General features: G+C 72.5%; 19 protein-coding genes. 12 read left to right on the top strand and 7 right to left on the bottom strand.

Features of this window, described 5'->3' with window-relative positions; translation table 11 throughout:
- The first annotated feature begins 94 nt into the window (after window positions 1-94).
- The 7 genes from D1J63_RS29325 to D1J63_RS29295 all read left to right on the top strand — a co-directional run bounded on the left by D1J63_RS29325 (window position 95) and on the right by D1J63_RS29295 (window position 6,133).
- Window positions 95-1,000 carry a DMT family transporter gene (locus D1J63_RS29325; RefSeq protein ID WP_125633005.1) on the top strand — a complete coding sequence of 302 codons (906 nt, stop codon included), beginning with the start codon at window positions 95-97 and terminating at the stop codon, window positions 998-1,000.
- 81 nt (window positions 1,001-1,081) lie between these two features.
- Window positions 1,082-1,603 carry an NUDIX domain-containing protein gene (locus D1J63_RS29320; protein WP_164713024.1) on the top strand — a complete coding sequence of 174 codons (522 nt, stop codon included), beginning with the start codon at window positions 1,082-1,084 and terminating at the stop codon, window positions 1,601-1,603.
- 300 nt (window positions 1,604-1,903) lie between these two features.
- A complete protein-coding gene (locus tag D1J63_RS29315; RefSeq protein ID WP_102930287.1) occupies window positions 1,904-2,296 on the top strand; it encodes a DUF202 domain-containing protein in 393 nt (130 codons plus the stop codon).
- A 2-nt stretch (window positions 2,297-2,298) separates the two neighbouring features.
- Window positions 2,299-2,628: a DUF202 domain-containing protein gene (locus D1J63_RS29310; RefSeq protein ID WP_125633001.1), complete on the top strand. Its 330-nt coding sequence runs from the start codon at window positions 2,299-2,301 to the stop codon at window positions 2,626-2,628.
- 119 nt (window positions 2,629-2,747) lie between these two features.
- Complete coding sequence (locus D1J63_RS29305) at window positions 2,748-3,773, top strand: phosphotransferase family protein (protein ID WP_125632999.1); 1,026 nt, start codon at window positions 2,748-2,750, stop codon at window positions 3,771-3,773.
- Between the two features lie 5 nt (window positions 3,774-3,778).
- On the top strand, window positions 3,779-4,993 hold the full coding sequence (locus D1J63_RS29300) for an acyl-CoA dehydrogenase (RefSeq protein ID WP_125632997.1): 1,215 nt from the start codon (window positions 3,779-3,781) through the stop codon (window positions 4,991-4,993).
- Between the two features lie 207 nt (window positions 4,994-5,200).
- Window positions 5,201-6,133: a LysR family transcriptional regulator gene (locus tag D1J63_RS29295; protein WP_125632995.1), complete on the top strand. Its 933-nt coding sequence runs from the start codon at window positions 5,201-5,203 to the stop codon at window positions 6,131-6,133.
- On the opposite strand, the gene D1J63_RS29290 is transcribed toward D1J63_RS29295, so the two are convergent.
- Window positions 6,072-6,665, bottom strand: coding sequence for a TetR/AcrR family transcriptional regulator (locus D1J63_RS29290; RefSeq protein ID WP_125632993.1), 594 nt, complete (start codon window positions 6,663-6,665; stop codon window positions 6,072-6,074). The two genes, D1J63_RS29295 and D1J63_RS29290, sit on opposite strands and share 62 nt — an antisense overlap.
- Window positions 6,666-6,814: 149 nt before the next feature.
- The gene (locus D1J63_RS29285; RefSeq protein ID WP_125632991.1) at window positions 6,815-7,585 is read right to left on the bottom strand and encodes an SDR family oxidoreductase; all 771 of its coding nucleotides are present in this window, start codon (window positions 7,583-7,585) and stop codon (window positions 6,815-6,817) included.
- A 185-nt stretch (window positions 7,586-7,770) separates the two neighbouring features.
- Between D1J63_RS29285 and D1J63_RS29280 the strand changes: the two genes are divergently transcribed.
- A complete protein-coding gene (locus D1J63_RS29280; protein ID WP_176155617.1) occupies window positions 7,771-9,033 on the top strand; it encodes a DUF1343 domain-containing protein in 1,263 nt (420 codons plus the stop codon).
- Window positions 9,034-9,049: 16 nt separating this feature from the next.
- On the opposite strand, the gene D1J63_RS29275 is transcribed toward D1J63_RS29280, so the two are convergent.
- Window positions 9,050-11,860 (bottom strand): penicillin acylase family protein, encoded by a 2,811-nt coding sequence (locus D1J63_RS29275; RefSeq protein WP_164713023.1) that lies wholly within the window; start codon window positions 11,858-11,860, stop codon window positions 9,050-9,052.
- A 222-nt stretch (window positions 11,861-12,082) separates the two neighbouring features.
- Here D1J63_RS29275 and D1J63_RS29265 point away from each other — a divergent pair, with 222 nt between their 5' ends.
- On the top strand, window positions 12,083-12,685 hold the full coding sequence (locus D1J63_RS29265; RefSeq protein WP_102930296.1) for a hypothetical protein: 603 nt from the start codon (window positions 12,083-12,085) through the stop codon (window positions 12,683-12,685).
- Between the two features lie 179 nt (window positions 12,686-12,864).
- Window positions 12,865-13,629 (top strand): 3-keto-5-aminohexanoate cleavage protein, encoded by a 765-nt coding sequence (locus tag D1J63_RS29260; RefSeq protein ID WP_164713022.1) that lies wholly within the window; start codon window positions 12,865-12,867, stop codon window positions 13,627-13,629.
- Between the two features lie 144 nt (window positions 13,630-13,773).
- On the opposite strand, the gene soxR is transcribed toward D1J63_RS29260, so the two are convergent.
- A complete protein-coding gene (gene soxR / locus D1J63_RS29255; RefSeq protein ID WP_125632987.1) occupies window positions 13,774-14,301 on the bottom strand; it encodes a redox-sensitive transcriptional activator SoxR in 528 nt (175 codons plus the stop codon).
- Window positions 14,302-14,439: 138 nt separating this feature from the next.
- On the opposite strand from soxR, the gene D1J63_RS29250 reads away from it, so the two are divergent.
- On the top strand, window positions 14,440-14,901 hold the full coding sequence (locus D1J63_RS29250; RefSeq protein WP_102930298.1) for a MaoC family dehydratase: 462 nt from the start codon (window positions 14,440-14,442) through the stop codon (window positions 14,899-14,901).
- Here the strand turns inward: D1J63_RS29250 and D1J63_RS29245 are convergent.
- The 3 genes from D1J63_RS29245 to D1J63_RS29235 all read right to left on the bottom strand — a co-directional run bounded on the left by D1J63_RS29245 (window position 14,892) and on the right by D1J63_RS29235 (window position 17,160).
- Complete coding sequence (locus D1J63_RS29245) at window positions 14,892-15,536, bottom strand: TetR/AcrR family transcriptional regulator (protein ID WP_102930299.1); 645 nt, start codon at window positions 15,534-15,536, stop codon at window positions 14,892-14,894. The genes D1J63_RS29250 and D1J63_RS29245 overlap by 10 nt on opposite strands.
- Before the next feature lie 60 nt (window positions 15,537-15,596).
- Window positions 15,597-15,911 (bottom strand): YiaA/YiaB family inner membrane protein, encoded by a 315-nt coding sequence (locus D1J63_RS29240; protein WP_125632985.1) that lies wholly within the window; start codon window positions 15,909-15,911, stop codon window positions 15,597-15,599.
- Window positions 15,912-15,972: 61 nt separating this feature from the next.
- Complete coding sequence (locus D1J63_RS29235; protein ID WP_125632983.1) at window positions 15,973-17,160, bottom strand: acyl-CoA dehydrogenase family protein; 1,188 nt, start codon at window positions 17,158-17,160, stop codon at window positions 15,973-15,975.
- A gap of 103 nt (window positions 17,161-17,263) precedes the next feature.
- On the opposite strand from D1J63_RS29235, the gene D1J63_RS29230 reads away from it, so the two are divergent.
- Window positions 17,264-17,905, top strand: a complete 642-nt coding sequence (locus D1J63_RS29230) for a TetR/AcrR family transcriptional regulator (protein WP_102930302.1) — start codon at window positions 17,264-17,266, stop codon at window positions 17,903-17,905.
- Window positions 17,906-17,938 lie beyond the last annotated feature (33 nt).

Genomic DNA, 17,938 nt, shown 5'->3' with positions numbered 1-17,938 from the left:
CCCGAATGCGCCGCCCGCCCGGCACCCGGCGGTCACCCGCACTAGAGTCGGCCCCGACGCCCCCGTGACCCGACTGACGATCGAGGTACGCAGCGTGTCGGTTCTGGTTCTGGTCCTCGCCGTGTGCGCCGCGTGCTGTCTGGGTTTCGGTTTCGTCCTCCAGCAGAACGCGGCCGAGCGCGCTCCGCTGGGCGACTTCCTCTCGCCCCGCCTCCTGCTCGACCTCGCGCGGATGCCGTGCTGGCTGGCCGGTACGGGGCTGATGGTGGCCGGTCTGGTCCTCGGCGCGCTCGCACTGGGCGGCGGCGAACTGAGCCTCGTCGAACCGCTCCTGGCGACGAACCTCCTCTTCGCCCTCGCGCTGTCGCGCATCCGGACCAAGCAGCCGCTGGGGCGCCAGGGCTGGGCCGGCCTCGCACTGCTGGCGGGCGGGGTGAGCGCGTTCATCCTCGCGGGCGAGCCGCGCGGCGGCAGTGCGGTGACCGACCCGGTACGGCACTGGCTGATCGTCGGCGTCATGCTGGGCCTGGCCCTGCTGCTCACACTGTGGGCCGGCCGCGTGCGGCTGACCTGGGGGCCCGCACTGCTGGCACTGGCCGCCGGCCTGGTGTACGGGGTGCAGGACGCGTTGACCCGGGTCAGCGGCCGGCGCTTCACCTCGGGCGGCCCGGCGGAACTGCTGACGGGCTGGCAGCCGTACGCCGTGGTGGTGCTCGGCATCACCGGCCTGCTCCTGGTCCAGAGCGCCTTCGAGACGGCGCCCCTGCGTCGGTCGCTGCCCGCGCTGACGGCGGCCCAGCCGCTCGCCGGGATCGCCTGCGGGGTCGGGTTCCTCGGCGACCGGCTGCACACCGACGCCGGGGCGCTCGCGTGGGAGGCGGGCGGCCTCGCGGCGATCGTGGCGGGCATCGTCCTGCTGGGCCTGCACCCGGCGATGCCGCAGGGGGCGGGCACGGGGACGGGCGAGAGCGGGCGGGAACCGGCGCTGGAGCGGGGCTGAGGGGCACGGCGGTACGGCGGGGGCGGGCCGGTCGGCCGGGCAGGCGGGCCGTTTGGATGGGCGGGCTGTTTGGATGGGCGGATGAGTTCTGCTGACGAGATCCTCGACGTCGTCGACGAGAACGACCGCGTGGTCGGGCGGGCCCGGCGGGGCGACGTGTACGACCGGGGGCTGCGGCACCGGTGCGTCTTCGTGTGGGCGCGCGACCCCGAGGGGCGGGTGTTCGTCCACCGCCGGACGGCTTCGAAGCTGGTGTTTCCCGCGCTGTACGACATGTTCGTCGGCGGGGTGGTGGGCGCGGGCGAGTCGTACGACGACGCGGCGCTGCGGGAGGCGGAGGAGGAGCTGGGGGTGAGCGGGCTGCCGCGGCCGGAGTTCCTGTTCAAGTTCCTGTACGACGACGGGGGTGGGCGGACCTGGTGGTCGGCGGTGTACGAGGTGCGGGTGGCGGGGGCGGTGTCCCCTCAGGTGGAGGAGGTGGCGTGGTACGGGTTCCTGTCCGAGGGGGAGCTGGAGCAGCGGGTCGGGGAGGGAGTGTGGGAGTTCGTGCCGGACGGGGCGGCGGCGTATGCGCGGCTGCGGGCCTGGCGGGGCGCTCGCTGAACCGGGGTTCATTGGTGAACCGGCGTGGTGGTGGACGCGGGGCGGGTTGCGCGGCCCGGCGCTACGGGGTGCCGCTGCGCCCACCCGTGCCGCCCCAGCGGCACGACTGCCCGCAGCTGGGGGGGGAGGGCGGCGACCGCACGCAGCTACGGGGTAGGGCGGGTGACTGCCCGCAGCTGGCGGGGGCAGGGCGGCGACCGCACGCAGCTGGCGGGGGCAGGGCGGCGACTGCACGCAGCTGCGGGGCGGGGCGGGTGGGTGCACGCTGCCAGGGGGCCGGGCGGCGGATAGGGTCCCCGGGTGAGTGAATTTGTGCGGAGTGTTCGGTTGTGGTTCGTGCCCGGGGAGGTGCGGCGGGAAGGGGGGACCCCCGATTACCGGTTCTCGCTGGCCAACGAGCGTACGTTCCTGGCCTGGCTGCGTACCGCCCTCGCGCTGATCGGTGGCGGGTTCGCGGTGGACCAGTTCCTGCCCGACCTGCGGTGGGGCTGGCGGGTCGGGCTCGCGCTCGCGCTGCTCGCCGCCGGGGTGCTGTGCTCGCTGCGGGCCGTGAACCACTGGGCACGCTGCGAGCGCGCCATGCGCCGCGGCGAGGACCTCCCCGTCTCCCGTTTCCCGGCGCTGCTCAGCCTGGTCGTGGCCGTGGTCGCGGTCGTCATGGTCGTCGTGGTCCTCGTCGGCTGGGAGGGCTGAGCGTGAGCGGCGCCGACGCGGACCCCGCGGACCGCGATCCCGGGCTCCAGCCCGAGCGCACCCGGCTCGCCTGGCGCCGTACCACCCTGTCCGGCACGGTCGTCGCCGTACTCGCCGTGAAGGCCGCGCTGCACGGGGGCGCGACGGCCGTCTCGGTGCTGGCCGCCGCCCTGTGCTGCGTCCTCTGGCTGGCCTTCCTCCGCATCGCCCACGGCCGTATCCGCACCCTCGCCGCGGCGAACAGGCCCCGTGCGCTCACCCCGCCGCATGCCGCCGCCGCGGCTCTGTGCACGCTCGCCCTCGCCGCCTGCGGGGCGGTCCTGGTCCTCTGAATCCGAAACCGCGCCCGGCCCCGCCCGTAACACCGATCACGTTCCGTCCGCCCACTGGACGACATACCGACCGGTCGGCATCATGTGGGGGTACCGTTCGCCTGCCCCAGGGAGAGCCGATGAGCCCCGACCACCCGCCCGGACTCGATCTCGACCGGTTGCGCGTCCTGCTCGACCGCGAGCGGCCCGGCCTGGTGACCGGGCCGCTGTCCGGCCGACTGATCGAGGGCGGACGGTCGAACCTCACCTACGCCGTCTCGGACGGCGCCGCCCGCTGGGTCGTACGCCGCCCTCCGCTCGGCCACGTCCTGGCCACCGCCCACGACATGCGGCGCGAGCACCGCGTCATCAGCGCCCTGCATCCGACGGACGTGCCCGTGCCGCGCCCGGTGCTGCTGTGCGAGGACGAGGAGGTGCTGGGGGCGCCCTTCTACGTGATGGAGTTCGTGGAGGGCACCCCGTACCGCACCGCCGAGCAGCTCGCGCGCCTCGGCCCGGAGCGCACCCGCGCCGCGGTGCTGAACCTGGTCGACACGCTGGTCGGGCTGCACGCGGTGGACCCCGCCGAGGTGGGCCTCGCGGACTTCGGGCGTCCCGAGGGCTTCCTGGACCGCCAGCTGCGCCGCTGGGCCAAGCAGCTCGACGCCTCCCGCAACCGTGACCTGGCCGGCATCGACGAACTGCACGCCACCCTCGGCCGGGAGCTGCCCCGCTCCCCCGCCCCCACGGTCGTGCACGGCGACTACCGCCTCGACAACGTCCTGATCGGCAGCGAGGGCGACGGGATCCGGGCCATCCTCGACTGGGAGATGTCCACGCTCGGTGATCCGCTGACCGACCTGGGCCTGCTGGTGATGTACAGCAGCCCGCTGGGCATGCCCGACTCCCCCGTCTCCACCACCGCCCAGGCCCCCGGCCACCCCGCGCCCGCCGAACTGATCGAGCGGTACGCCGCCCGCTCGGGGCGGGACGTCACCACGGTCGCCTGGTACACGGCGTTCGCGTGGTTCAAGCTCGCCGCGATCCTGGAGGGCATCCACTACCGCTACACGCTGGGCCAGACGGTCGGCCGCGGCTTCGACCGCATCGGCGACCTCGTCCCCGTCTTCATCGAGCACGGCCTGACCACCCTTCAGAAGGGCTGACCCCCATGGACTTCGCGTACGACGCACGCACCGAGGAACTCCGCGCCAGGCTGCTCGCCTTCATGGACGAGTACGTCTACCCGGCCGAGCAGGTCGCCCACGAGCAGCGCGCGCGCCTCGCCTCCCCGTGGGAGACGCCGCAGGTCGTGGAGGACCTCAAGGCCGAGGCCCGCCGCCAGGGGCTGTGGAACCTGTTCCTCCCCGACGCCGAGCACGGCGCCGGCCTCACCAACCTGCAGTACGCCCCGCTCGCCGAGATCACCGGCCGCAGTCCGCAGCTGGCCCCGACCGCGACGAACTGCGCGGCGCCGGACACCGGGAACATGGAGGTGCTGGCCCAGTTCGGCGACGAGGCGCAGAAGAAGCAGTGGCTTCAGCCGCTGCTCGCCGGTGAGATCCGCTCCGCGTTCGCGATGACCGAGCCCGACGTGGCCTCCTCGGACGCCACGAACATCACCACGCACATCGAGCGGGACGGCGACGAGTACGTCGTCACGGGCCGCAAGTGGTACATCTCCGGGGCGATGAACCCGGACTGCGGGATCTTCATCGTGATGGGCAAGACCGACCCGGACGGCGAGGACATCCGCCGCCAGCAGTCGATGGTGCTGGTCCCGCGCGACACGCCCGGGGTGACGGTCGACCGGGCCATGCAGGTCTTCGGCTACGAGGACCACTACCACGGCGGCCACGCCGAGGTGACCTTCGACCACGCGCGCGTGCCGGTGACGAACCTGATCGGTGAGGAGGGCGGCGGCTTCGCCATCGCCCAGGCCCGGCTCGGTCCCGGCCGGATCCACCACTGCATGCGGCTGATCGGCATGGCGGAGCGGGCGATCGAGCTGATGTGCCGCCGCGCGGTGTCCCGCGAGGCCTTCGGCAAGACGCTGGCCCAGCAGGGCGTGGTGCACAACTGGATCGCGGACGCCCGGGTCACCGTCGAGCAGTTGCGGCTGCTGGTGCTGAAAACCGCCTGGCTGATGGACACCGTCGGCAACCGGGGTGCGCACACCGAGATCCAGGCCATCAAGATCGCCACGCCCCGCGCGGTGGTCGACATCATCGACCGGGCGATCCAGTTGCACGGGGCGGGCGGCGTGAGCCAGGACTTCCCGCTGGCCGAGCTGTACGCGGGCGCGCGGACATTGATGATCGCCGACGGTCCGGACGAGGTGCACCAGCGTTCGCTGGCCCGCCGGGAGATCAAGAAGTACCTCTGACCGCCCTCCCGCGGGCGGCCGGTCAATAGCCGCCCGAGTAGTGGTGGTCGGCGCGCGCGAGGGCGCGGAGGAAGGCGACGAGACGGGGCCAGGGCGAGGGTCTGCGAGTCATGTACTCAGGCTGGCTCGCGGACCGGGCAGCGGTCCAACAGATGGTTTCGCTGGGACCCATCTCCGGAATAGATCAGCTCTCTCTAGAGTGGGTTGATGGAGATCCGTCAGCTCCGCCACTTCATGGCGGTCGTCACCGAAGGCGGCTTCACCGCCGCCGCGCGCCGCGAACTGATCGTGCAGTCGGCGCTCAGCACCTCGGTCCGCAACCTGGAACGGGAGCTGGGCGCCGACCTGTTCGACCGCACCGGCCGCCGGGTGGTGCTGACCGAGGCGGGCCGCGCCCTGCTGCCGCGGGCCCGTGCGCTGCTGGCCGGCGCCGAGGACGCCCGGCAGGCGGTCGCGGCGGTGACGGGGCTGGCCACCGGACGGGTGGCCATCGGCACCATTCAGACGCTCACCTGCGTCGATCTGCCCGCCGAACTGGCCACGTTCCACCGCCGGTTCCCGGGCGTCCAGGTGTCGGTGCGGGACGCGCCGGTCGGTGAGCTGACCGACGCGCTGCGCGCGGGCGAGCTGGATCTCGCCTATCTCGTGCCGGACGCGGGCGCGTTGGCCGAGGGGCTCACCCCGTACGCGTCCTGGCAGGAGGAGCTGGTACTCATCACCGCTGTGGGCCATCCCCTCGCCGAGGCCGGGCGGACGCTGGTCAGGGACCTCGCCGAGGAGCCGTTCGTCGACTTCCGCGCGGGCACCGGCCTGGAGACGGCCGTACGGCGGCTCGCGGCCCACTGCGGTCTGGAGCGCCGCATCACCTGTGACGTGACCCAGATCGGGCTGCTGGTCGACCTGGTGCGGGCCGGGATCGGCGTGGCGTTCGTGCCGCGCCGGATCGGTGAGCGCGCCGGGCTGCCGTGTGTGGCGATCCGGCAGCCGGAGCCGGGCCGGACCGTCGTACTGGCCGGGCGCGGGCCGCGGCCGCGCAATCCCGCGGCGGCGGCCCTGGCCGATCACCTCACCGGGCGCCTCACGGACGCAGCGCCCGCAGCAGCAGGTCCGCCAGGTGGTCGGCGACCTCCTGCGGGCTGAGCGGACCGTCGGGGCGGTACCAGGTGGACAGGTGGTGGATGGAGCCGAAGTGGTAGTCCACCACCAGGTCGGCCGGGGTCTCCTTCGTGAAGACGCCGGTCCGCTGCCCCTCCTCGATGAGCGCCCGGAAGCGCTCGTGGTAGCGCCGGCGCTCCGCACGCACCTGCTTGTTCTTCTCCGGGCTGAGCTGGTGCATGGAGCGGAAGAAGATCGACGCGTCGTCGAGGTTCTCGATGGTGGTGACGACGACGTCGGCCGCCGCGTCCCGCACCCGCTTCTCGACCGGGTCGTCGGCGTCGGCGAAGGCGTCCAGGCGTTCCTGCTGGAGGCGCAGCACGCGCGCGTACACCTCGTGCAGGAGATCGTCCTTGGAACCGAAGTAGTGGTACAGCGCACCCTTGGTGACGCCTGCCGCCTCGACGATCTCCTGTACCGAGGTGCGGTCGTAGCCCTGCTCGGCGAAGAGCCGGGTGGCGGCGGCCAGGAGCCGCTGCGGCACCGGAGTGCCGTCCCCGTCCGTGGTCCTGGGCACTGCCGTCACCTGCCTTTCCGTTTCACTGTCCGTTCACTGTCGGGTCCTGCCGCGTAGGGGAACGCGGTTCCCGACGGAGGATCTTCCCACTTTCCGGCTCCGGCGCGTCGGGCAGGGCGCCCGGCGCGGGGCGGGCGCCGGGCGTGCGGTCACCCGGCCGTCGCTTCCTCCCACTGCCGCTGGACCCGGTTCATGCCGCGCATCCAGCGGTCGGGGTCGGCGGCCCGCGCCTGGTAGTACCCGGCGACCTCGGGGTGCGGCAGGATCAGGAAACGGTCCTCCTCGATGCCCTGGAACAGGGCGTCCGCGACGTCGCCCGGCTCGATCGCGGTGGGCCGCAGCACCAGGTCGCCGGCGCTGCCGGTAGCGGCCAGCATGTCGGTGCGCACACCCTGCGGGCAGATGGCGTGGACCTTGATCCCGCGGTGCCGGTACGTCAGGGACAGCCACTCGGCGAAGGCGTAGGCGCCGTGCTTGGTGACGCTGTACGGGGCGGCGCCGATCATGGTGAGCAGTCCGGCGGCGGAGACGGTGGAGACGAAGCGGCCGCTGCCGCGCTCCAGCCAGTCGGGGAGCAGTGCGTGGGCCGCGCGGACGTGTGCCATGACGTTGACGTCCCAGGCCAGGGCCCAGACGGACTCCTCCGCCGCCTCCGAACCGCCGCACCCCACGCCCGCGTTGGCGCAGTACACGTCGACCGTGCCGCCCAGCGCGTCACGGGCCTCGGTGACGATCGCGGAGGCGTCGCCGGGGACCGCGATGCCGCCGATCTCGTCGGCGACGGCCTTCGCCCGCCCGGCGTCCAGGTCGTTGACGACGACCCGGGCCCCCTCGGCGGCGAAACGCCGGGCCAGCGCGGCCCCGATGCCGCCTCCCGCCCCGGTGACGACGACTCCGGCGTCCTGCACGGCTTCCACCATCGGTCTCCTTCGACTCGCGACACGCGACACGGCTCGGGCACTGCTCGCTCCCCGTTGCAGCGCCAGACTAACCAGTCGGTATGTGCGGCGGAAGAGGCGAACCGCGGTCTACTCCATTCCCTGCGGCCCGAGCGCGGGTTAGCGTGCGTGCGCATGACACCCGCCGCGATCACGGAGGTCACCGCATGACGCTGTCCAGACGCAACCTGCTCGCCACGACGGCCGCGGTCGCGGCCGGCACCACCACCGCCGCCGTGTCGACCGGCACGGCGCACGCGGCACCCGCGGGGCACGGGGGCCGCCGGCTGCGCACCGGCTTCGAGCGCCTCGCGGACGGCGGCTACGCCCCGCTCGACGGGCAGAAGGTCGGCATCGTCACCAACCCGACCGGCATCACCCGGGACGTACGCCACATCGTCGACGTCATGCACGCCGACGACCGGGTGAACCTGACCGCCGTGTTCGGCCCCGAGCACGGCTTCCGGGGCACGGCGCAGGCGGGCGGCTCGGAGGGCCGCTACGACGATCCCGCGACCGGGCTGCCGGTCTACGACACGTACCTCAAGAGCGGGCAGCCGCTCGCGGACGTGTTCACGGCGTCCGGCGTGGACACCGTCGTCTTCGACATCCAGGACGTGGGCGCGCGCTTCTACACGTACATCTGGACGCTGTTCGACTGCATGGAGGCGGCCTCGCTCGCGGGGAAGCGGTTCGTGGTCCTGGACCGGCCGAACCCGGTGACCGGGCGCGCGGCCCTCGGGCCGGTCCTGCACAAGGAGTTCGCCACCTTCGTCGGGCGGCAGCCGATCGCGCAGGCGCACGGCATGACGGTCGCCGAGCTGGCGCTGCTGTTCAACGGCGAGTTCCTGACCTCGCCGGTGCCGCTGGAGACGGTGACGATGACGGGCTGGAAGCGCTCGGAGTTCTACGACGCCTCCGGGCTGCCCTGGGTGCCGCCGAGTCCGAACATGCCGACGCCGGAGTGCGCGCTGGTGTACTCGGGGACCTGTCTGTTCGAGGGGACGAACCTCTCCGAGGGGCGCGGCACGACCCGCCCGTTCGAGCTGCTCGGCGCCGAGGGGATCGACGGGGGCTGGGCCGCCGCCGCGAACGAGGCCGGGCTGCCGGGTGTGCGGTTCAGGGAGGCGTACTTCGCGCCCACCTTCTCCAAGTTCCAGGGCAAGACCGTCGGCGGTGTGCAGCTCCACGTGCACGACCGGGCCGCGTTCGACCCGGTGCGCACCGGCATCGCCCTCCTGGTGACCGCCAGGCGGACCTGGGAGGGCTTCGCCTGGCGGTCGGACAACTGGATCGACAAGCTCACCGGGTCCACGCAGGTGCGCACGATGATCGACGCGGGCGCGGACACCGACGAGGTGGTGGACGGCTGGGAGCGGGAACTGGCGGCGTTCCGCAGGACCCGCCGCCAGTACCTGCTCTACAAGTGACCGTGGGGCCGGCCGGTCACCGGTGGGACGTGAACTCCACGACCTGCTGGTAGGTCGGCCGGTTCTGCCAGCCGATGCCGCCGTGCTTGATGCCGCCGAGGGTGCGGTGGATCACCGAGTCGGCGCACCACTGGTCCCCGGCCGAGCAGTTGTCGTCGCCGGGATAGACCTGGGCGGCCGTGCGGCCCGCCGCCTCCTTCAGCGTGGAGACCAGGGTGTCCCGGCAGGCGGCGAGGTCGCCGTCGCCGCAGTACGTGTGCGCGAGCGGGCCCTTGACGGACTCGCCGAGCACGGCCCGGATGTCCTTGTCGACATAGCTCCACCAGCCGTACTGGAAGGCGCTGCCGGCGTGGGCGCCGGTCGGGCCGTGGGCGGCGGACGGGGACTCGTCGACGGGCAGGTTGCGGGTGAAGGCGGTGTAGAGGTCGGTGCCGAGGCCGGGTTCGAACTCGGCCTTCACCAGCAGCGGCCACCAGGCGTCCAGGGTGCGGATCGCGTCGGCGTGCGCGTACTTCTTCGAGCCCGCCGAGGTCTCCGTGCGCAGGCCGCCGCCCTCCGACAGCCACGCCTTCAGCCCGTCCACGGCCGCCTTCGCCGCCGGGTCGGTCACCGGCGCGGACTCGACCACCTTCAGCAGGTCGGGCAGGACGTCCTCGGCGCGCAGGTCGGCGAGGGCGGCCTCGGCCATGGCCTTGACCAGCGCGGTGCGGGTGACGCCGCCGTCGGCGACCAGCTTCCTCACCCGGTCGTCGAGGAGGTTGCCGCGGTGGACGGAGCCGTTGCCCCAGGAGGCGGCGGGGTAGTCCTTGGCCTGCTTGTTGTTCCAGGAGATGTAGTAGTCCTGGTCGACCGACTGCGGGTGGGCCGCGGCGCCGGTGTACCGGGCGGTGTTGTCGGCCGGGTCCCAGCCCCGCCACTCGTACGCCTGCCGGGCCCAGACCGGGAACTCGGCGTCGACGCCGTCCGCGCGCACCGGGTTGTCGCCGCTGTTGTAGTACGCGGTGTGCTCGGAGTCGGCGTAGAACCAGTTGAAGGTGTAGTTGATGTGCTGGACCGCGCCCTGGAAGCGCTCCGGGCTGTTGAGGTAGTCCGGGTCGTTCAGCATCTGGAAGCCGATGATGGAGTCGGCCTCGTGCAGGTAGGAGGAGCGCAGGGTGGTGTAGGCGACCTTCTTGCCGCCGACCGTGGCGCGGGACTCGACGGGGCCGTACTTGGTGCGCCAGACGCGCATCGTGTAGGAGCCGGCCGCCGTGGAGTCGGCGACGGTGGGCTTCCAGGCGTTGTGCCGCTCGACCTTCTCCATGGGCGTGCAGGTGCCGCGGTAGAGGTAGTGGTAGTCGTCCTGGCACAGCTCGACCGCGTAGGTGTCGATGATGTCCTGGCCGGAAGTGGTCGCGCTCCAGGCGTAGTCCTGGCCGCGGCCGAGTTCGACGTACATGCTCAGGCCCGCGAAGGAGGCGCCGCGGGCGCTGATGCCGGGGCCCTGGATCTCCTGGAGCATGAGCAGTTGCGGGGCGAAGTAGCCGGTCTGGGGTCCGAAGACGGCGACCGGGTGTCCGCTCGCGGTGTGCTCGCCGCTGACGACGAGGGCGTTGGACATGCCGCGCCGCGCCGAGGTCACGGCCGCGTCCGCCGCCTTCGTGGAGGCGCCGGTCGCGCTCGCCGCACCCGCGCTGCCCGTACGGTCGTACACCAGCGGTTCCGCCTCGACCGAGCCGGCGTCGGGCAGGGCCCGGCCCTGCGGGTCGTCCGGGGTGGGCAGGTACGGGAAGCTGCCGTCCTGCTGGGTGAGGACGGCCTCGGGGTCGTTGCGCTGGCGGAAGGACTCCCAGACCTTCGTGCCCTCGGCGACGCCGTGCTTCTCCTGGGCGGCGAGGAGGGAGAGCGCGTTGTTGACCTCGCCGCCGCCACCGGCGCCGAAGAGGGAGCCGATGACGGAGGCCAGCGCGATCAGGTCGGTGCGCTTGAAGTGCTCGATGGTACCGGCGTTGGTGATGGCGTCCTTGTGTCCGGTCAGGACGTACTCGCCGGGGAAGTAGCGGCCCTTGTCGGAGGCGTCGATGTAGGCGTTGACACCGGCGACGTAGGCGTCGACGTCGGCCAGCGCCAGTTCGCCGCGCTCTCCGGCCTTGGCGGCGGCGCTCTCGATCTGCGCCTCCAGGTCGGCCTCGGTGTAGGGGGCGCTGCGCCAGAACTGCTGCTCCAGGCCCTGGTTGGCGGGGGCGCCGCCGGCGAAGGGGGTCAACTGGCCGCGTCCGACGTGCCGGAAGAGGTCCATGAGCCACAGCCGGTCCTGGGCGGCCGCGTAGCCCGCGCCGAACTCGGTGCCGTAGCGGGTGGTGCCGGTGATGTGCGGCACACCGGTCTTCTTGTCGCGGACGATGGTCACGTCGTCGCGTCCGGCGGGGCGGACGGTGGAGGCGGCCTGGCCGTCCGGGACGCCGAAGGAGGCGTCGTTGAAGAAGGTGTTGATCTTGTCGTTGGTGAGGCCCTTGTAGCCGGTGGCGAGGTTGGCGTAGGGGCCGAGCTGGTCCTCGGCGTGCGCCGGCTGGGTGCCGAACGCCTGGTTGAGGAGGATCTGGGCGAGGGTGGCGTTGCCGTTCTGGCCGGGCGGCAGGATGTCGGAACACTGGCCGCCGCAGTGGTCGTTGGCGGTGGCCTCGGCGGCCGTGACCTCGGTGGACGCGGTCCCGGCGGCCATCGCCGGGGAAAGCGGTGACAAAACTCCGGCAATGAGGGCGCATACGGATGCGGTCTTCAGGAACCCGTGGAGGCCGCGGGGAGTTCTGAGTCTGTCGAGGGCGTTGCGTGGGGTGCGCCGTGGCATGGCAGCTCCTCCCGACGGGGGTGTGGCGGGACGTTACCGCCGGTATCCCCGAGTGGGAAGGTGAACATGCGTCACTTTTTTGGAGCGGGTGGATCGGCTTATGGGGGGCATCGGAAATCGGATGGAGCCGAATCGGTTGTCGATACGTCTATTCGGCGACGTCCGTACGACGACGCCGAAGTGACCGAAGTACAGGTGCAGGTGTGACGGAGGTGCAGGGCGATGGCCGGTTTCCGAAGTCTGGCGAGACAGGTCCGCGATCCACGGTGCGACCTGGCGCTGCGGCGCTATTCGCTGCGCAAGTGCCTTGAGCGTTTCGCCCCTTATGGGCACAGGGCGACCTGGGACCATCTCTGCTCCCGGGCCGGGTTCGGTCCCGAGGACCGCTCCCCCGACCCAGCGCGGCTCGTGGCCGCACTGGAGGAGCTGGAGGAGGCGCGTTCGGTGTGGCTGGCCTACGAGGTCGGGTTCGCGGAGCGGCGCAGGAAGGAGAAGCACGACGGGCTGCGCAGGCCGGGCAGCGTGGACGACTGGCACCGGCTGACCTGGGGCGGGTTCGGGGTGGCCTGGTGCGACGACCCCCGGGTCCACCCCGACGGGCCGCTGGCGGAGGTGCTGCGCCGGCTGATCTCGGCGCTGGAGCGTGAGCCGGGGTCGGTGTGCCCGGTGTGCGACGGGGAGCGCCTCGTGTGGAAGTACGACCTGGACCACGAGCCCTCGACGGGCCCGGTCTGCACGGACTGCGGCATCCTCGTGCCGCGCCCCGTCCTCACTCCGGACGCGCGGGCGGCCGCCCGCCGGGGCCGGTTGCTGATGTCGGCGTAGCCGGCCGCGGGAGTGTGCCGGGGATGCCGCACTCCCGGTGGCCGGTACGGCACCCGAGGGGCGCCGTGCGGATGGTGCCCGTGCCGCCGAGGGCCGACGGGGACTCCCTCACTGCCTCAACGGCGTGGGAGACGCCCCGCCCCGGCGGCGTTGTCAGTGGTGCCCGGCACCATGGGGGAATGGTGCAGTTGTGTGCGAACGGGGCGCGGGGGAGCGCCGACGGTGCGGTGGTGCCGCTGTCGCCGGAGGCGGTCGCGGACTCGGTGGCCGAGGCGGTCGCCGCCGGGGCCACGGACGTCCATGTCCACCCGAAGACACCGTGCGGGCGGGACACACTGTCGCCGCGGGTGCTCGCGGCGACACTGGAGGCGATACGGGCGCGAATGCCGGCCCGTGTTCCGGTCGGGGTCACGACGGGCGCCTGGGCCGAGCCCGATCCGGCGGCCCGGGTGGCGCGGATCCGCAGCTGGACGGCGCTGCCGGACCACGCGTCGGTCAACTGGCACGAGCCGGGCGCCGAGGAGACGGCCGCCGCGCTGCTCGAACGCGGGGTGCCGGTGGAGGCGGGCGTCTGGTCCGGCACGGACGGGGCGGACCGGTTCCTGCGCTCACCGCTCGCGCCGAAGGTGCTGCGCGTCCTGGCGGAGGTCACGGACGCCGACCCGGCGACCGCGCCCGACTCGGCGCGGGCCCTGCTGACCGGGCTCGGCACGACTCACGGCCGCCCCGTCCTGCTTCACGGCGAGGACGGCGGGGCGTGGCCGGTACTGCGGCTGGCCGGCCGGCTGGGCCTGGCGACCCGGATCGGTCTGGAGGACACCCTGTTCCTGCCGGACGGCAGCCGGGCCGCCTCGAACGCCGAACTGGTCACCGCGGCGCTGAGGGAGTGGGCCTCGGCCCGCCGCGACGCGGGGTGGACCTCGACCCACCGCGACGGCGGCTGACCAGAGGCCGGGCCGGAGACTGACCAGCGACCGCGACGGCGGCTGACCGGCGGCCGGGCCGGAGGCTGACGGGCGGCCGGGCCGGAGGCTGACGGCCCACCGGGCCGGAGGCTGACGGGCGGCCGGGCCGGGGTCACCGCGCGGTCAGTCGCCGCAGCACGGCACTTCCGGCTCCCGGGCGCCGCTCGGCCGTCGGCCGCCCTTGGCGGCTGAACCGCGTCGCTCCACGAGCAGCCGGGAGCCGACGCGGCGTTCGCCGAAGGCGTCGTCGGGGTTGGACAGGACGCAGGTCTCCAGGGACAGGCAGCCGCAGCCGATGCAGTCGGTGAGGTGGTCGCGCAGCCGGTTGAGCTGTCTGATGCGCTCGTCCAGTTCGGAGCGCCAGGACTCGGAGAGCCGGGCCCAGTCGTCCGCGGTGGGCGTGCGCCCCTCCGGCAGTTCGGCGAGCGCCTCGCGGATCGTGGCCAGCGGGATGCCGACCCGCTGCGCCGCGCGGACGAAGGCGACCCGGCGCAGCGTGTCACGGCTGAAGCGGCGCTGGTTGCCCGAGGTGCGGCGGCTGTGGATCAAGCCCTTGGACTCGTAGAAGTGCAGGGCGGAGACGGCGGCACCGCTGCGCGCGGCGAGCTGGCCGACCGTGAGCTCTTGGAGCTTCTCTGGAATCTGGGGCACCCCTCGAACCCTACCGACCCGGTCACTCGTCCGGCGGGCTCGTTGACACGGACTGCGGGGACCACCATGCTAAGCAGTTGCTTAGACTGACACAGAGCGCAGACTCGCTTGGACCAGTACGACTTGGGAGGCCGGGACATGGCAGAGCCGAGGATCTTCGCGTCCGCCGACGAGGTGAAGGCGGCGGTGGGCGAGCAACTCGGGTACACCGACTGGGTGGAGGTCGACCAGAAGCGGATCGACCTGTTCGCCGAGGCGACCGGGGACCACCAGTGGATCCACGTGGACCCGGAGAAGGCGGCCGCGGGACCGTTCGGCAGCACGATCGCGCACGGCTATCTGACCCTGTCGCTGCTCCCGCTCTTCGGACCGCAGCTGATCAGGGTCGAGGGCGTGAAGATGGGCGTGAACTACGGCACCAACAAGGTCCGCTTCCCCGCCCCCGTGCCGGTCGGCTCGCGGCTGCGCGCCACGGCGACGATCACCGGCGTCGAGGACGTCAAGGGCGGGGTCCAGGTGAGCGTCGCCTTCACCGTGGAGCGCGAGGGCGGCGACAAGCCGGTGTGCGTCGCCGAGTCGGTCTCCCGCTACTACCTCTGAGCGGCCCCCGAGGGTTCGGCCCCCACCATCCGCAGCACGAGGTCGGCGTAGAGCGCGCCGACCTCGTCGGGCGTCCGGGGCCCGTTCACGTTGAACCAGCGGGCCACGTCGATGCAGAGCGACAGCACGGCCAGCGTGGTGCCCTTGACGTCCGGCACGTCGAACTCGCCCGTCGCCACGCCGTCGTCGATGATGCCGCGCACCGCGGCGTCGCACTGCCGGCGCAGCGTGAGGATCTCCTCCCGGGCCTCGGGACCGAGCGCGTCCAGTTCGTACTGCACGACCCGCGCGGTCGTACGCCGTCCGGCATGCCAGCGGACGAAGGAGCTGACGGCGTCGGCGAGCCGTTCCGCCGCGCCGCCCTCGCCCTGGGCCGCGGAGCGCAGGATGGCCACCGCCCGGGTGTGACCGATGCGGCTGATGCGGTGGAGCAGCTCTTCCTTGGTCTTGTAGTGGATGTAGAGCGCGGCCGGGCTCATACCGGCCCGTCCGGCGATGTCGCGGGTCGTGGTCGCGTGGTACCCGCGCTCGGCGAACGCCTCCACGGCGGCGACCAGGAGCCGCCGGGCCGCGTCAGGCGTGACCTCTTCCCACGGCTCGATGTCGCCGCCCGTCGTCTCGGCCGCCGTACTCATCGCGTGTTCGCCCCTCTCGGTGACAGGAGCACCACCATACCGCCGAAGGTGAGCGGTCGCTTAGGGGCGCTGGCCCGCAGGGGTGCCGCCCGGCTTCTGGAAGGGGTCGTGCTCGACGAGGATCTTGTCGAGCCGCGCCTGGTCCACCCGGCTGACTATCTGGCCGACCTCCTGCCGGTCCCGGATGATCTTGGCCAGCGTGAAGGCCGAGGTGACCAGGTACAGGACGGCGATGGCGAGGAAGGCCCGCACCCAGGCGTCGGCCTGGAGCTGGTAGATGCCGATGGCGGTGGCGGCCATGGCCACCGCGAAGGAGGCGACGGCCTGCCCGTAGAAGGCCGCCGTGTTCTGCTGCTTGACCGGTGTCTCACTCATGGGGACAAGGGTCGGCGGACGTGGCGCGGGCCACATCCGCCGGGATACTCAGGCCGGGTACTCAGAACGCCGAAACCCCGGTCAGCGCACGCCCGATGACGAGCTTCTGGATCTGACTGGTGCCCTCGTAGAGGGTCATCACGCGGGCGTCGCGCAGCAGTTTGCCGGCCGGGTACTCGTCGATGTAGCCGTAGCCGCCGAAGACCTGGAGGGCGTTGTTGGCGGCACGGACAGCGGCCTCGGAGGCGAAGAGCTTGGCCTTGGAGGACTCGACGGCGAAGGGCTGCCCACGGTCGATCAGGTCGGCGACCCGCCAGGTCAGCAGCCGGGCCGCGTCCACATCGAGGGCGATGTCGCTGATCAGCTCCTGCACCAGCTGGTGGCGGGCGATGGCTTTGCCGAACTGCTCGCGCTCCCCCGCGTACTTCACGGCCGCGTCCAGCGCGGCCTGGGCTATGCCGACGCAGCCGGCCGCGACCGACATCCGCCCCTTGGCGAGGGCCGACATGGCGACCGAGAAGCCCTTGCCCTCGGGGCCCAGCATGGCGGAGGCGGGGACGCGGACGTCCTCCAGGACCAGTTCGGCGGTCGCCTGGCCGCGCAGCCCGAGCTTGCCGTGGATGGTGCGGCGGGTCAGACCGGGTGTGTCGGTGGGGACGAGGAAGGCGGAGACGCCCTTGTGGCCGGGGGCGTCCGTGGAGCGGGCGAAGAGCAGGACCACGTCGGCCCAGGTGCCGTTGGTGATGAACATCTTGGTGCCGTTGATGACGTAGTCTCCCCCACTCTCGGCTCCGCTCGAGCGGGAGGGGCCCCCATCGTCACGCACCGCCCGGGCCGTGAGGTTCCCGGCGTCCGACCCGGTGCCGGGCTCGGTGAGGCCGAAGCAGCCGACGTACTCGCCGGAGGTGAGGCCGGGCAGCCAGCGCCGCTTCTGCTCCTCGCTGCCCCAGGCGGCGACGGTCTTGGCGACCAGGCCGAGGGAGACGGAGACGATCCCGCGCACGGAGCTGTCGCCGCGCCCCAGCTCCTCCGTGACCAGGCAGTAGGCGAGGTGGTCGCCGCCACTGCCGCCGTACTCCTCGTCGATGGTGAGGCCGAGGAAGCCGACCTCGCCGAGCTTCTTCACGATGCCCCGGTCCACCTCCTCGGCGCGGTCCCACGCGACGACGTGGGGGGTGATCTCCCGGGCCACGAAGTCCCGGGCGAGCCGCTGTACGGCGCTCTGCTCCTCGCTGAGCTCCAGGTTCATGCCGAGTCACCCCACAGGAAAGAGATCTTGGAAGCAGTACATTGAAAGCCGTACATTTAAATTAGCACTGCTAGTTTCCGTTCGCAGCCCTACTATGTGCGCCATGGCCCGACCGCGCAAGCCCCTGCTCAGCTCCGACCGGATCGTCGAGACGGCCCGCACGCTGGTGGACGCGGAGGGCCTCGCGGCCGTCTCCACGCGTCGGCTCGCCGCGGAACTGGGGGTCAGCGGGCCCTCGCTCTACAACCACTTCCGCACCAAGGACGAGATCCTCGAGGCCGTCGCCGACTCGGTGAGCGCGCAGGTCGACCTGTCGATGTTCGAGGACGGCCGGGAGTGGCGGACCGCGCTGCACGACTGGGCCGTCTCCTACCGATCGGCGCTGCGCGACCACCCCAACATCGTCCCGGTACTGGCCCACGGCCCCGGCCGCCGTCCGGCCGCGCTGCACCTCGCGGACGCCGTCTACGGCGCGATGGTCCGGGCGGGCTGGCCCCCGGCGCAGGCCACGTCCATCGGCGCGCTGATGCGGTACTTCATCATGGGCTCGGCGCTCGGTTCCTTCGCCGGCGGCTTCGTGACGGACGCCGGTGCCTACGACCCCGCCGACTACCCGCACCTCCAGCAGGCCCACCTCCTGGCCGAGCAGCAGGAGAAGATCGACGAGCGGGCCTTCGAGACGGGCCTGACGGCGTTGCTGGACGGCCTGGCGCAGCAGTACGCGCAGGTCGCGCAGGACGCCTGAGAACAGTTCGGCGGCCGCCGAAGCGTGCGTGGC

It is taken from the genome of Streptomyces sp. KPB2 (assembly GCF_003950055.1).
Classification (GTDB): Bacteria; Actinomycetota; Actinomycetes; order Streptomycetales; family Streptomycetaceae; genus Streptomyces; species Streptomyces salinarius.
The sequence above is the reverse complement of the archived record's forward strand: the minus strand, read 5'-3'. Positions and strand labels throughout refer to the sequence as shown.